Raw genomic sequence first — 14,269 nt, forward strand, 5'->3', positions numbered from 1 at the left:
TAATCCATTGAGCCACAAACATACGATCAATTCTCAGGGAGAAATCATAGACCTTTCATCACCAAAAGTGATGGGGATCATCAATGTGACTCCTGATTCTTTTTTCTCAGGTAGTAGAAAGGTAGCGGTGGATGATGTGTTGAAATCAGCTGAAAAGATGCTGGAAGAGGGAGCGACATTTCTGGATATTGGAGGATATTCGTCCAGACCTGGAGCTAAGGATGTTTCGATTGATGAAGAGCTTGATCGTGTTATTAAGCCAATAAGTGGAATAATGAAGCGATTTCCTGAGGCTATCATTTCCATTGACACATTTAGATCAGAGGTTGCTAAGGCAGCCGTGGATGCTGGGGCGTCTATTGTTAACGATATTTCTGCCGGCCATTTGGATGCTGGCATGTTATCTGCAGTAGCGGAAATGTGTGTTCCGTTTATCGCCATGCATATGCGTGGAACTCCGCAGACAATGAACGGGTTGACTAATTATGACGACCTGCTTGTGGAGGTGATGAAATACTTTTCATCAACGCTGAACGATTGCAACCAGTTGGGGATTAAGGATGTCATAATAGACCCGGGGTTTGGATTTGCAAAAACCGCCGAACAAAGTTTTGATCTGCTCAAAAAGCTGGATCATTTTCACTACCTTGATCGGCCTGTCCTTGTGGGGGTTTCGCGCAAGTCCATGATCTACCGAACACTTAATTTGACCGCTGAGGAAGCTTTGAATGGCACTTCGGTATTAAATACCGTAGCTTTGTTTAAGGGTGCGGCCATTCTGCGTGTACATGATGTAAAGGAGGCTGTAGAAACTGTAAAACTTGTAAATCAACTGAATTGATTTTAGCGTTTCAAATAGGATTTTTAGATATCAGCTGGAAGGATGTGCTAGACATACTTCTGGTCACTTTCCTATTGGCGCAGGTTTACAAGTTGATGAAAGGTAGTGTGGCTATCAAGGTCTTTGTTGGCTTCCTTTCAATCTACCTGATTTATCTTGTAGTAAGCGCTCTTCAGATGGAACTGCTAAGTACCATTTTGGGGCAGTTTATGGGCGTGGGAGTTTTGGCAGTGATTATTCTCTTCCAGCAGGAAATTCGAAAATTTCTACTTCTGGTAGGTCGTACCAATATTTTCGAGGATCGTAACCTGATGAAGAACCTGAGGTTCTGGACACAGAATGGAAAAAACAGACGAGCCAACATCACACCAATTGTGGAGGCCGTAAAATCGCTGGCGGGTTCAAATACTGGGGCTTTAATTGTCCTTTCTGAGGATTCTCCATTGAAGTTTTATGCCGAGTCGGGGGATGCGATGGACTCACTTCTTTCTAAAAGATTATTACTAGCGATTTTCAATAAATACAGCCCCCTTCACGATGGAGCAGTGATAGTTCATAAAGATCGAATCGTGGCGGCCAGGTGTATACTCCCGGTCACTGAGCGTGATGTGCCGGCTCAATATGGATTGCGTCACAGAGCTGGTCTGGGGATGTCTGAAAATACAGAGACCTTCATTATCGTAGTTTCTGAAGAGACCGGACAGATTTCTGCCATGCAGAATGGAGAGACCATGCATAATATTTCCACACAGGAGCTTAGGCGTCAGATCAACAAATACCTGAACGAACCCAAGGAGCTGAAGAAAGAAAAAGAGAAGAAGGAAGAAAAAGGCGTTGCGGTGGAAGTGAAGGAAGAGGTGGCATAAAAAATCCCCACCGTCGGGTGAGGATTCAATGCTTCGATTTTCTTCTAATTAGATAACTCCCAATTCCTTACCAACCTCAGTAAATGCCTGAATAGCTTTATCCAGATGCGCTCGATCATGGACAGCTGAGATTTGGACTCTGATTCTTGCCTCACCTTTTGGCACTACTGGAAAATAGAATCCAATGACATAAATGCCTTTTTCTAAAAGTTTGGCAGCCATTTGCTGAGAAAGCTTAGCATCATAAAGCATGATCGGCACAATAGGGTGCTCACCCGGTTTAATATCAAAGCCCACTTCAGTCATCTTCGTTCTGAAATACTTAGTGTTGCTTTCCAGCTTGTCTCTAAGCTCTGTAGTTTCACTTAGCATGTCTATTACTGCAATAGAAGCACCCACGATGGATGGAGCCACAGTGTTGGAGAACAAGTATGGTCTTGATCGCTGACGAAGCATATCGATGATTTCTTTTTTACCCGAGGTGAATCCCCCGGATGCACCACCCATCGCTTTTCCTAGCGTCCCTGTGATGATGTCTACTCGATCCATGCAGTTTCGGTATTCGTGAACCCCACGTCCGGTTTTTCCAATGAAGCCGGTAGAATGACACTCATCCGTCATCACTACCGCATCATACTTGTCTGCGAGATCACATATCTTGTCCAGCTGGGCGATGGTGCCATCCATAGAGAAAACCCCATCGGTAACGATAATCTTGCATTTGGCATCTTTCGCAGCTTTTAATTGCTCCTCCAAGTCTGCCATATCATTGTTTTTGTAGCGATAGCGCTGAGCTTTGCAAAGACGAACTCCATCAATGATCGATGCGTGATTCAATGAATCTGAAATAATCGCATCCTCCGGTCCAAAAAGCGGCTCGAATACTCCACCATTCGCATCAAAAGCTGCAGCGTACAAAATGGTGTCTTCAGTACCCAGAAACTCTGAGATCTTTCGCTCCAATTCCTTATGAATATCCTGCGTTCCACAAATGAATCGAACCGAGGACATGCCATAGCCATGTGTATCGATGGTCTTTTTTGCAGCCTCGACTACTTTCGGATGAGAGGACAGCCCCAGGTAGTTATTCGCACAAAAGTTGATTACCTCAGAGCCATCATTGAGAGTGATGTCTGCTTCCTGTGGAGACGCAATTACACGTTCCTTCTTATACAATCCCGCCTCGTGGATTTCTGCAATTTCTTTTTCAAGTTTCGCCTTAAGTGATGTGTACATATCAGCTTGTCTTTGGTTTTAGGGGTTTTATTTTCGGTCGCATGGCAGGCTTGGGAGTAGGTTTTTTTATTTCTTCTATCTCTTCAAACTTGTAAGCTCTGCGAATTTGATTAATCAAAAAAAGTTTTTGTTGAGTGAAGCTCTCCGGATGCATCTGATCGAATAAACCTTTGAAATCAGCGTACTGTTTGGGTTCAGCCGCTTTGTATTTTTCAGAATCTATTTTCTTTCCTTTCAGATATTCTTCAAACTCCATCGAGGGCAAATTTAATGGAAGCCAGTTTTCTTATGAGGTGTAAATTTGCAATCCCGAAAAAAGAAAAAACAACATTTAACCTGATGGATAAAATCCTGATTATTGGAGCGTGCGGACAACTAGGCACAGAACTTACATTAAAGCTTAGAGAACTAAAGGGAACGGACAATGTGATAGCGTCCGACCTTCGAGATGAACCCATCGACCTGCTGGCAAATGGGCCTTATGAAAAGCTGAATATCATGAATAAGGAGTCTTTCCAGATTATCCTTGAAAAGCATGGTATCAATCAGGTTTACCATCTTGCTGCGGTTCTGTCTGCAAAAGGAGAGCAGAATCCACATTTTGCGTGGCAGTTAAACATGGAGAGCTTGCTTACTGTGTTGGAGGCAGGAAAGGAAAAGTTGAATAAAATTTATTGGCCGAGTTCCATTGCGGTGTTTGGTCCTGATACTCCAAAGGAAAATACTCCTCAGAATACCGTGATGAGCCCGAATACAGTTTATGGTATTTCTAAACTAGCCGGTGAACGCTGGTGTGAGTATTATTTTGAAAAATATGGAGTGGATGTGAGGAGTCTTCGGTATCCGGGTTTGATTGGGTATAAAGCTTTACCTGGAGGTGGAACCACCGATTATGCTGTGGATATTTATCACAAGGCAATCGCTGGTGAGTCATATGAATGCTTCCTTTCTGAAAACACCATGCTGCCAATGATGTACATGGATGACGCGGTGAAGGCGACCATTGATTTGATGGAGACCGATGCGAAAAATGTGAAAGTGAGAAGCTCTTACAATCTGGCAGCCATGAGTTTTACACCCAAAGAGATCACTGCTGAAATTCAAAAACACTATCCTGATTTCAAAGTGACTTATAACCCGGATTTTCGCCAAAAAATAGCCGATAGCTGGCCGGGAAGCATTGATGATAGTGCTGCGAGAAACAATTGGGGGTGGCAACATGAATTTGGTCTAAAGGAGCTCACGGAGACCATGATTACAAATTTGAAGAAGACGATTGTTTTTGATTAAGGCAATTTTCCCTTTTCTTTCCGTCTGAAAAACCAATCAACCATGGAGTCATACGAAAATCTAGCGCTTGATTTAGCTGATGGGATTTTAACCATCACCATCAACAGAGAAAGCAAAATGAATGCCCTCAACCGTGCTACAATGCTTGAGCTAAAGGAGGCGTTTCAGTATGTTCAGGACAATCCAAAAGATATACGAGGAGTGGTCCTTACCGGGGCGGGCGAAAAAGCGTTTGTAGCTGGAGCTGACATTACTGAGTTTACCGGTCTGAGTGAGATGCATGCGCGCAAGTTTGCTGAGGAGGGTCAGGAGATTTTCCAGTCGATTGAAAATTGTCATACGCCAGTAATTGCTGTCGTTAATGGCTTTGCGCTAGGTGGAGGTTGTGAATTGGCCATGTCAGCACACATGCGAATTGCTGTGAGTACGGCCAAGTTTGGTCAACCGGAAGTAAACCTGGGCTTAATCCCAGGATATGGTGGGACACAGCGATTGACCCAACTAATTGGGAAAGGTCGTGCGTTTGAATTTCTGATGAGCGCAGATATGATTTCTGCTGAGAGAGCAGAGCAGCTTGGCCTTGCTAATTATGTAGAGGCAGATAAAGCTTCAGCTTTAGCGAAAGCAACCGAACTGCTTCAGAAAATAGCATCTAAAGCACCTGTAGCAATTGGCTTGGTGATTGATTCAGTAAATGCTCATTTTGAAGATGGGGCAAACGGATACCAAACGGAGGCCAATGCTTTTGCCGGATGCTTCGGCACTGAGGACTTTAAAGAAGGTGTAGCTGCATTTCTGGAGAAGCGAAAAGCCAATTTTAAAGGCGAATAATCCTTGTCAATTCTTAGAAAGCTTGCAAGTCAGACGGCAGTCTATGGCCTGAGTAGTGTACTCGGACGGATGCTGAATTATTTGCTGGTGCCACTCTATACGTCGGTCTTTGCACCATTGGAGTATGGTATAGTCACGGAGTTGTACGCTTATGTTGCATTCTTGAACATACTTTACATCTATGGGCTGGAAACGGCCTATTTTCGATTCTCATCGCAGGAGAATGGAGCTAATTACTTCAATCTGGCTTTCACGAGCATTCTTGTTACTTCCATACTTTTTTCAGGAATCACGTGGATATTATCCGGTCATATTGCGGTAGCTCTGGATTATCCAGACAAGCAAAACTTCATTCAATGGCTGGCGGCTATTCTTGCGATCGATGCAATTGTAGCCATTCCTTTCGCAAGATTAAGACAGGTTGGGAAGGCATATCATTTTGCAGTCTTCAAGCTTTCGAATATTGGGGTTAATATTTTTCTCAACATCTTTTTTATCATTCTCTGTCCGTTGATTTTGCGAGATTATCCTCAGAGTTTCATTCGACACATTTATAATCCTGATTTGGGCGTGGGGTATGTTTTCCTTTCCAATCTAATAGCCAATGGACTGTACTTACTCTTTTTCTTTAAGGATTGGCTGAAAGTCAAGCTCACATTCAATGCCGCTGAATGGAAGCGTATGATGAAATATGCCTGGCCGGTATTGATTATCGGGTTTGCAGGAGTTACAAATGAAATGCTAAGTAGAGCTATTCTAAAGTATCGATTGCCGGAGGGATTTTATGACGGGTATACCAATCTGGAGGTTTTAGGAATTTTTGGAGCATGCTACAAACTTTCGGTTTTTATGACATTGGCAGTCCAGGCTTTTCGCTATGCCTTTGAACCGTTCTTTTTTGCTCAGGCAAAGGAGAAAAACTCACCACAAGTGTTCAGCCAGGTTATGACCATGTTTGTTTTGTTCACCTCTTTTAGCTGGCTTGTGCTTTGTATTTTTATGCCATATTATGCTCCCATTTTTCTCCGTCAGGAAAGTTACCTGATGGCACTTGATGCTGTACCCTGGCTGCTGGGAGGAGGACTTTTTTTAGGTGTGTTTTACAATCTATCGCTGTGGTACAAGCTTACTGATAACACCCTTTATGGTGCTTACATAAGTCTGATAGGTGCCTTTACGACATTTGTGCTAAACTGGATGTTGATTCCTGTGATGGGATATATGGGTAGTGCAATTGCTACCTTTGCTTCGTACTTATTAATGGTGGCTATTTCATATGTGTGGGGAATGCGACACTACCCAGTACCCTATCAGGTCTGGAAGGTAATTGCTTATGTTGGACTGGCTGCTGGGGGGATTATTTTGAATGAGCAATTCGAACAATCACCATTTATTGCCGTTCTGATCACCTTAATCTTTCTAACTTTGTCGATCATTTTTGAAAGAAAATCTTTGTCTCGATTCAGAGCTAAATAGCTAAAAATCAATTTGATTTTATGAACTTAATCATTCCGATGGCCGGAAAAGGAAAGCGACTGAGGCCACATACATTGACAACACCGAAACCTTTGATTCCGATTGCCGGAAAGCCGATTGTGCAGCGGCTGGTTGAAGATATTGCTGAAGTAGCCCCCGAGACAATAAAAAAAATAGGGTTTGTTATTGGTGATTTTGAGGATGAGGTAAAAGATCAGCTTAGAGAAATCGCCAAAGAAGTAGGTGCGGAGGCTCATTTCTTTGTTCAGGAAACAGCGGAGGGCACAGCTCATGCGATCGCTTGTGCCAATGAAATTCTTGAGGGAAAAGTAACAGTTGCGTTTTCGGATACACTTTTTAGAGCGGATTTCAAATTGAATCCGGATGACGATGGAATCATATGGACGAAAAGGGTAGATGACCCGAGTGCATTTGGGGTGGTGAAAACCAATGAAGACGGAATCATTACTGACTTCATAGAGAAGCCATCGACATTTGTTTCTGATCAGGCGATCATCGGTATCTATTACTTCAAAAAAGGAGAAGATCTGAGAGATGAGATCAACCATCTGATAGAAAATAATATTAGAGCCGGAGGTGAATTTCAGCTAACCATGGCACTTGAAAACATGAAAGCTAAAGGAACCAATTTTACCGTTGGCACTGTGAATGAGTGGCTGGATTGCGGTAACAAAGCAATTACCGTGGAGTCCAACTCAAGATATTTAGGCTTTCTGAAAGGTCAAAATCTGATTTCAAGTGAGGCAAAACTTGAAAACTGCGAGATCAAAGAGCCGGTATTTATTGGGGCGGGAAGTGAGCTTTCGAACTCTATTATAGGCCCAAACGTTTCTATAGGCAAGAATTGTAAGGTTAGCGACTCCAAAATTTCAGAGTCTCTGATTCAAAATAACACAACGCTAACTGGCGTTGAATTAACCAACTCGATGATTGGAAACTTCGTTAATTTGGAAGGCAACCCAAAATCTGTGAGTTTGGGTGATTACAGTGAATGGTAAAACCGATGCGAATACTTCTTTTTTCAGCCATCTTCTTAACTGTCTTTCTTTCCTTTTCTCAAAGGAAAAAGAAGGATATTGTGGTTCCACAAACTCAGGAAGATTCCCTGAAACTTGAAGGGGTTTTGGTAGAGGCTGAGAAGCAGCTGATTCTTGAGAATTATGCCAAAGCGCTTGAGAATTTTCATGTGGCGTTGGAAATGAATTCGGAGAGTGCCGCTACTCATTTTAAGATAGCTGAAGTATTGGCTAAGAGCGATGAGGGTCAAAAAGCCATCCCATATGCAATGGAAGCGATTGAGCTCGATCCCCAAAACAAATACTACCGGCTTGGACTGGCCAGAATATACCAGTCTGTCGGTTTTTATATAGACGCGGCAAAGACCTATGAAAAATTGCTGGAGCTATTTCCTTCGGAGGAAAACGCACTTTATGAACTGGCAGAGCTGTATCAGCTTACAGGCAGACGTGACGAGATGTTTCGGGTGTTTGATCAAATTGAAGCCCAGCTGGGGGTAAAGGAGGAGATAACCAGAGAAAAGCAGCGGATCTACATGAAGGAGGGTAAGCTGGATCAGGTGGTAGAAGAGTACGAAAAGTTGATCGATGCATACCCACACGAGTCATCGTACAAGGTGGAATTGATCAATTTTTTAATCCAAAATAAGAAATTAGAGGAGGCTGAAGCAGCAATCGTAGATTATGAGGCTACCGAGTCTACTTCTTCCAGAATTACCTTGATGAAAAGCGAACTCGCCTGGATGCGGGGTGATCGGGAAAGATCGCTGAATTTGATGAGTGAGGCATTTGAAACCAATTCAATTGATTTTGATGCAAAATTTCAGATTGTCTCCAACTATATGATTATGTCTCCCAAAGCAGAAGACAGAAGGAAACTCACAAAGATTGCAGTTCAACTTGCAGATCAATATCCGGATGAATTCAAAGCGCAAGCTTTTGTTGGTGACATGCTGTATCAGAATGGCGATAGTGAAAGTGCGGTAAAATATTATCTGAAAGCTGTAACTCTAAGTCCTTCGAATTACTCCGTATGGCAAAATATCCTCAATGTTGAGGCAGACTTGAACCAGTATGATAGCGTGGTAGTGCACGCCGAACGAGCGTTGGAATATTTTCCAAATCAGGCATTATTATACTACTTCGCCGGTACCGGACACTTGATTAAAAATGATTACAAGAAATCTGTGAGAATGCTGGAGCAGGGCAGAAAATATACCGTAGATCCTAATCTGCTTACTGTTTTCTATGGTCAGTTGGGTGATGCTTACAATGGGCTGAAAGAACAGGATAAGTCATTCAAAGCTTACGAAAAGGCATTGGAAAACAGCCCAAACAATGACCATGTGCTGAATAACTACAGTTACTTTTTGTCTCTTGCTAACAAGGATTTAGACAAAGCACTTGAAATGTCATCTAAGTTGATTGAGCAGCACCCAAATAATCCTACTTATCTCGATACCCATGGTTGGGTGCTATATACAAACGGGAAATTCAAAGAATCCAGGAAATTCCTTGAAAAGGCGGTTTCCCTGGATGAAGATGGCACAGTCATTGAACACTACGGTGATGTGCTTTACCAACTGGGAGAAGTAGAGGAGGCTATCAGGCAGTGGGAAAGAGCGCGGGATCTGGGAAGTGCTTCAGAATTAATAGAAAAGAAAATTGCAGATAGAAAGCTTTATGAATAAGCTGGTAGTAGTGTGTCTTGTTGGGATGATTGGCCTGTCTTCATGCAACAGGCAAGCGGGAGCCATTTTTGGGAAAAAGAGGGATAAGCTTGAAGTAGTAGACCCGGAATTTGAATACATGTCAGCCAAAGCCAAATTCCGGTTTGATCATGAGGATAAAAATGTGTCCGCTACCGCCAATTTCCGCATAAAAAAAGATAGCATCATCTGGATTTCCATCTCAGGATTTGGATTTGAGGGAGCCCGGGTTCTTATCGATACTGAGAATGTTCGGATCCTCGATAAATTAAAGAAGCAATATTACGAGTATACATTTGAGGAGCTGTCGAAGGAATATGACTTTGATTTCAATTTTCAAATGATACAATCGGTGATTTTGGGGAATTTGGTTGAGCCATACAATCGTCAGCGTGTAGAGAAAAAGGACAACTATTTCACCTATACGGCATCAAAAGGAGTCTATCTGTTTCACAACTACATTGGAGCTCAGAGTATGAAGCTCGAAAAAGTTCAGGTGTTCGATGAGGGCTCAAGAAACACGATTTCAGTAAATTACAGCGATTTTATCTTAGTGGATAGTCAAATATTTCCAAATGAAATTTTGGCAGTTATAGACTATGAGGCTGAAACTAAACCGAATACAGAGATCAGTATTTCATACAATAAAATGGTCATTGAAGATGGGCCGATCAGCTTCCCATACTCCGTTCCGAGCAAGTATGAAAAGAAATAGCATTGCCTCATTCCTTTTTATCTTTTGCATTGCTTTTCTGAGCACCGAATCACAGGCTCAAAAGTCCAAGAGCCAATTGGAGCAGGAAAAGAAGGAAAATCTTCGAAAAATTGCAGAGGCTGAGCGTATCCTGAACGAAACCGCGGATGAGAAAAAAGCCACACTTGGTCAGCTACAAGCACTAAATCAGCAAATCAATGCACGTGAATCATTGATTCTTTCCATAGGATCGGAGATTAGAATTCTCGACAATGAGATCACGGATCTAAAAATTGTGGTGTCATCACTGCAAAACGACCTCAAACATCTGAAGGAGGAATATGCGGCTCAGATTTATTCATCCTATAAAGCGAACAGAGGCAATAGCCGCCTCATGTTTCTATTTTCCGCCAGTGATTTCAATCAATTGCTGCAGCGACTAAAATATTTGGAGCAGTACGCAGATGCTCGTCGATTGCAAGCGGAGCAAATAGAGGTGGTAACGAAAGAATTAAATGATCAGCGAAGCAAAGTAGAAGCAAAGCGAGCCGAGCAGCAGCGATTGTTGAATCAACAGGTAAGGGAGAGTAGAAAACTAGCAAATTCGAAACGGAAGCAATCGGAGCTTGTAGCGCAGCTCACAAAAAAAGAAAGACAGCTTAGAAAAGAGGTAGAGGACAGAAAAGCAGCAAATGCCAGACTCAATACGCTTATTGCTAAGATTATTGAAGATGAGGCAAAAAAATCATCAACCGCTTCTACTGCAGAGGCGGCTAGCGCAGCAGAGCTTACCAGGTTGTTTGAATCCAGAAAAAATAACCTGACATGGCCTGTGGGATCAGGTTTTATTTCTTCAAAGTTTGGGAAACAGCCTCACCCGGTTTTGAAAAGAATTACGATCATTAACGATGGTGTGGGTATCCAAACAGAGAAAGATTCTCCGGTTAAGGCTGTTTTTGATGGAGAAGTTACACTGATAGGAACCATTCAGGGAAAAAACAACATTGTAGTGATCAGGCATGGTGACTACCTGACAGTATACGCCAGATTAAAGACCATTAATGTAAAAAAAGGTCAAAAAGTAAGATCTAATGACATTATTGGCGAAGTTTATACCGATCGGGATGGAATATCAGAGCTTGAATTTCAGGTTTATAAAGGAACTACAAAACTCAACCCGGAAAACTGGTTGGCGTTAAAATAAATTGTTGGAATATCCCTGATAGCTCCATTTCTAAATACTTATCTTTGTACTCTTAAAGAAGACTAGAATGAACGTATTATTATTTATAGGTGGCCTAGGATGGACAGAGTTTTTAATCATCGCTCTATTTATCATTATTTTCTTCGGAGCGAAGAAAATCCCTGAAATAGCACGTGGTATGGGAAAAGGCATCAGAGAATTTAAAGATGCTACCAAAGAGATTAAAAACGAAATCAACGAAGGAGCAAGCGAAGATAAAAAGGCATAACCTTGAAGGATTTTCGATCGCTCTCTGAAATTCGATCAGAGATAGGTGCGGGTAAACTCACTGTTTTTCAACTTACCGAGCACTATTTACAAAACATTAATGAGAAAAATGGAAGGCTTAATGCCTTCCTTTCTATTTACAGTGATTCTGCTTTGAAGCAAGCCAAAGCTGTGGATCAAAAAATTGCCTCCGGCAAAGCGGGCAAGCTGGCAGGAATGATCATTGGCATAAAGGATGTCTTTGCTTATGAAAATCATCGACTGCAATGCGCCAGCAATATTCTAGAGGGATTCAGCTCTCAATACACCGCTACTGCCATTCAAAAACTTATAGATGAGGATGCGATCATCATCGGCCATCAGAATTGCGATGAGTTCGCAATGGGTTCCTCCAATGAGAATTCCGCATTCGGGGTGAGCCGAAATCCCATCGATGAATCCAGAGTTCCCGGTGGCTCTTCAGGTGGTTCAGCCGTTGCTGTAGGTGCGGATATGTGCCAGGTATCTATCGGATCAGATACAGGCGGGTCTGTCAGACAGCCTGCTGCTTTTTGCGGATTGATTGGTTTAAAGCCCACATATTCACGCATTTCGAGATATGGACTAGCGGCCTATGCTAGTTCATTTGATACTGTTGGAATCATTTCGAAGAGTGTTGAAGATGCAGCATTGGTGCTGGAAGTAATGGCTGGGGAAGATGAATTTGATAGCACAGTTTCAAGTCAGCCAGTCCCTGATTTTTCTAAAAGAAATGCAGGTGGAAAATACAAGATTGCTTACTTCAAAGAAACCATCGATCATGATGGCTTGGATAGTCAGATTAAGGAATGTACTTTAGAAGTTATTGATCAATTGAAGTCTGCTGGACATGAAGTCGAAGAGGTTCAGTTTGACTTGCTCGAATACATTTTGCCAACCTATTATGTATTGACCGCAGCGGAAGCAAGCTCTAATTTGTCTAGATATGACGGAGTGCGTTTTGGGAAGCGAGCAAAAAGCGAAAACCTGGAGGAGATGTATAAAATGACCCGGTCAGAGGGTTTTGGTACAGAAGTGAAGCGAAGGATCATGACAGGTACGTTTGTATTGAGCGCCAGCTATTACGATGCATACTATTCCAAGGCTCAAAAAGTAAGAAGGTTAATCAGGGATGAAACAAATGCCATTTTGGATAAATATGACTTCATCATTTCTCCAACAACTCCAACAACAGCGTTTAAGATCGGGGAAATGAACGAAAATCCGATGCAGATGTACTTAGAGGATCTTTACACCGTTCAGGCTAATGTGGTGGGAATACCGGCTATTTCTGTGCCTGTTGGCTTTGACAACCAGAGACTGCCAATCGGCGTTCAATTGATGTCAAAAAGCTTTAATGAGTCAGAATTGCTTGAAATATCAAATCAAATCATTACTTTCAAAGATCAAAATAGATAGGATATGACACGAAAATGGTTCCTTCTTGGGATTATATTCATTTCATTAGTGGGGAAAGGTCAGGAGTTTCAACTCACCGAGGTGATCCCTGACAACACATATGACGAGATAGCAGACCGGATGAGCTGCATTGAAAATGAGGTTCCTCTGGTTTTCAATGAGCGGGTGATGGCCTTCATCGATTACTTCGCCATCAAGGATCGTGAATACACGCGAGACATCATTCGAAAAAAAGAATTGTATTTTCCACTTTTCTCTGAAACACTGGCACGATACAACATGCCCGATGAGCTTAAATATCTGGCCATCGTTGAGTCAGGCTTGAGGCCAAATGCTATCTCAAGAGCTAATGCCGTTGGATTGTGGCAATTCATATCTTCTACAGGCAAAATGTATGGGCTGACCAGCGATTGGTATGTGGATGACAGAATGGACCCAGTGGAAGCCACCGACGCTGCGGCCAGGCATTTGAGGGATTTGTATAACTCATTTAATAGTTGGGAGTTGGCGCTGGCAGCTTACAATTGTGGTCCGGGAAATGTCAGAAAAGCAATTAGAAGGAGCGGGTATAAGCGAGATTTTTGGGAAATATACAGGTACCTGCCTCGAGAGACACGTTCTTATGTGCCTCAATTTGTTGCGATTACTTATCTGTTTAATCATCTGGAAGAGCATGGATTCAGTGAAGAGCCTGAGTACTTTCACCCTGAGCTTGATACCATTCTCATATCTCAATATTTCCATTTAGAGACATTCTGTAATCAAATTGGGATGTGTGTAGATGATGTACTCATGTGGAATCCGCAGATAAAGCGTGGAGCTCTGCCGGAGGGCACCAAAAACTTTGCACTAAAAATACCTACCGACTGGAAGGAAGATATTGTTGCTAATCGGATTACACTCTACGATACCGCTTCTAAAGTAGGTAAGGAACACCTGGACTATCTGGCCAGAAACACTCCCGGAAGCACGTATGGTAGAGAAAGGCTCTATTATCGTGTTCGAAGTGGGGATGTGCTGGGAACCATCGCTCAACAATATGGAGTGAGAGTATCAGATATCAGGTCATGGAATGGAATTAGAGGAAACCTGATACGTGTAGGTCAACGATTGAGTATTTGGGTGCTACCTACTTACAATAGCAGCAGCAAAAGCTTGTATACAGCATTAGCAACTACTCCACCGCCTTCACAACCCTCAGCTCCCTTAGCTGGCGGCTCGGTTTATACGGTGAAATCAGGGGACTCTTTGTGGAGCATTAGTAGAAACAACAACACCAGTATTGAAAAGCTTAAAGAGGTCAATCGACTAACGACCAATACTATTAAGCCGGGACAATCGCTGGTGATTCCAAACTAATTGCCCAACTTTTAAAACAATG

General features: G+C 42.5%; 14 protein-coding genes. 12 read left to right on the plus strand and 2 right to left on the minus strand.

The window, feature by feature from the left end:
• The first annotated feature begins 7 nt into the window (after positions 1 to 7).
• Positions 8 to 841 carry a dihydropteroate synthase gene (folP, locus tag ACEQZT_RS08810; protein ID WP_370089064.1) on the plus strand — a complete coding sequence of 278 codons (834 nt, stop codon included), beginning with the start codon at positions 8 to 10 and terminating at the stop codon, positions 839 to 841.
• Positions 838 to 1,707 (plus strand): diadenylate cyclase CdaA, encoded by an 870-nt coding sequence (cdaA, locus tag ACEQZT_RS08815; RefSeq protein WP_370089065.1) that lies wholly within the window; start codon positions 838 to 840, stop codon positions 1,705 to 1,707. Before folP ends, cdaA begins: the two co-directional genes overlap by 4 nt.
• A 48-nt stretch (positions 1,708 to 1,755) precedes the next feature.
• Here cdaA and kbl read toward each other — a convergent pair whose 3' ends face one another.
• Both kbl and ACEQZT_RS08825 read right to left on the minus strand, forming a co-directional pair.
• Positions 1,756 to 2,943 carry a glycine C-acetyltransferase gene (kbl, locus tag ACEQZT_RS08820; protein WP_370089066.1) on the minus strand — a complete coding sequence of 396 codons (1,188 nt, stop codon included), beginning with the start codon at positions 2,941 to 2,943 and terminating at the stop codon, positions 1,756 to 1,758.
• A gap of 1 nt (position 2,944) precedes the next feature.
• A complete protein-coding gene (locus ACEQZT_RS08825) occupies positions 2,945 to 3,199 on the minus strand; it encodes a hypothetical protein (protein ID WP_370089067.1) in 255 nt (84 codons plus the stop codon).
• An 83-nt stretch (positions 3,200 to 3,282) separates the two neighbouring features.
• Between ACEQZT_RS08825 and ACEQZT_RS08830 the strand changes: the two genes are divergently transcribed.
• From ACEQZT_RS08830 to ACEQZT_RS08875, 10 genes are all read left to right on the plus strand, one after another.
• Positions 3,283 to 4,233: an NAD-dependent epimerase/dehydratase family protein gene (locus ACEQZT_RS08830; protein WP_370089068.1), complete on the plus strand. Its 951-nt coding sequence runs from the start codon at positions 3,283 to 3,285 to the stop codon at positions 4,231 to 4,233.
• A 42-nt stretch (positions 4,234 to 4,275) separates the two neighbouring features.
• Positions 4,276 to 5,064 carry an enoyl-CoA hydratase/isomerase family protein gene (locus ACEQZT_RS08835; RefSeq protein ID WP_370089069.1) on the plus strand — a complete coding sequence of 263 codons (789 nt, stop codon included), beginning with the start codon at positions 4,276 to 4,278 and terminating at the stop codon, positions 5,062 to 5,064.
• Between the two features lie 3 nt (positions 5,065 to 5,067).
• Positions 5,068 to 6,540 carry a polysaccharide biosynthesis C-terminal domain-containing protein gene (locus ACEQZT_RS08840; protein ID WP_370089070.1) on the plus strand — a complete coding sequence of 491 codons (1,473 nt, stop codon included), beginning with the start codon at positions 5,068 to 5,070 and terminating at the stop codon, positions 6,538 to 6,540.
• A gap of 20 nt (positions 6,541 to 6,560) precedes the next feature.
• Positions 6,561 to 7,559, plus strand: a complete 999-nt coding sequence (locus tag ACEQZT_RS08845; protein ID WP_370089071.1) for a sugar phosphate nucleotidyltransferase — start codon at positions 6,561 to 6,563, stop codon at positions 7,557 to 7,559.
• Between the two features lie 5 nt (positions 7,560 to 7,564).
• Positions 7,565 to 9,268: a tetratricopeptide repeat protein gene (locus ACEQZT_RS08850; RefSeq protein WP_370089072.1), complete on the plus strand. Its 1,704-nt coding sequence runs from the start codon at positions 7,565 to 7,567 to the stop codon at positions 9,266 to 9,268.
• A complete protein-coding gene (locus ACEQZT_RS08855; RefSeq protein ID WP_370089073.1) occupies positions 9,261 to 10,001 on the plus strand; it encodes a DUF4292 domain-containing protein in 741 nt (246 codons plus the stop codon). The genes ACEQZT_RS08850 and ACEQZT_RS08855 overlap by 8 nt, the downstream gene beginning before the upstream one ends.
• On the plus strand, positions 9,988 to 11,184 hold the full coding sequence (locus ACEQZT_RS08860; protein WP_370089074.1) for a murein hydrolase activator EnvC: 1,197 nt from the start codon (positions 9,988 to 9,990) through the stop codon (positions 11,182 to 11,184). The genes ACEQZT_RS08855 and ACEQZT_RS08860 overlap by 14 nt, the downstream gene beginning before the upstream one ends.
• Before the next feature lie 67 nt (positions 11,185 to 11,251).
• Positions 11,252 to 11,452, plus strand: a complete 201-nt coding sequence (tatA, locus tag ACEQZT_RS08865) for a twin-arginine translocase TatA/TatE family subunit (RefSeq protein WP_370089075.1) — start codon at positions 11,252 to 11,254, stop codon at positions 11,450 to 11,452.
• 2 nt (positions 11,453 to 11,454) lie between these two features.
• Positions 11,455 to 12,888: an Asp-tRNA(Asn)/Glu-tRNA(Gln) amidotransferase subunit GatA gene (gene gatA, locus ACEQZT_RS08870; RefSeq protein WP_370089076.1), complete on the plus strand. Its 1,434-nt coding sequence runs from the start codon at positions 11,455 to 11,457 to the stop codon at positions 12,886 to 12,888.
• Positions 12,889 to 12,891: 3 nt separating this feature from the next.
• Positions 12,892 to 14,247 (plus strand): LysM peptidoglycan-binding domain-containing protein, encoded by a 1,356-nt coding sequence (locus tag ACEQZT_RS08875; protein ID WP_370089077.1) that lies wholly within the window; start codon positions 12,892 to 12,894, stop codon positions 14,245 to 14,247.
• The last annotated feature ends 22 nt before the right edge of the window (positions 14,248 to 14,269 follow it).

The sequence above is a fragment of the Ekhidna sp. genome, from assembly GCF_964218185.1.
In the GTDB taxonomy this organism is placed as follows: Bacteria; Bacteroidota; Bacteroidia; order Cytophagales; family Cyclobacteriaceae; genus Ekhidna.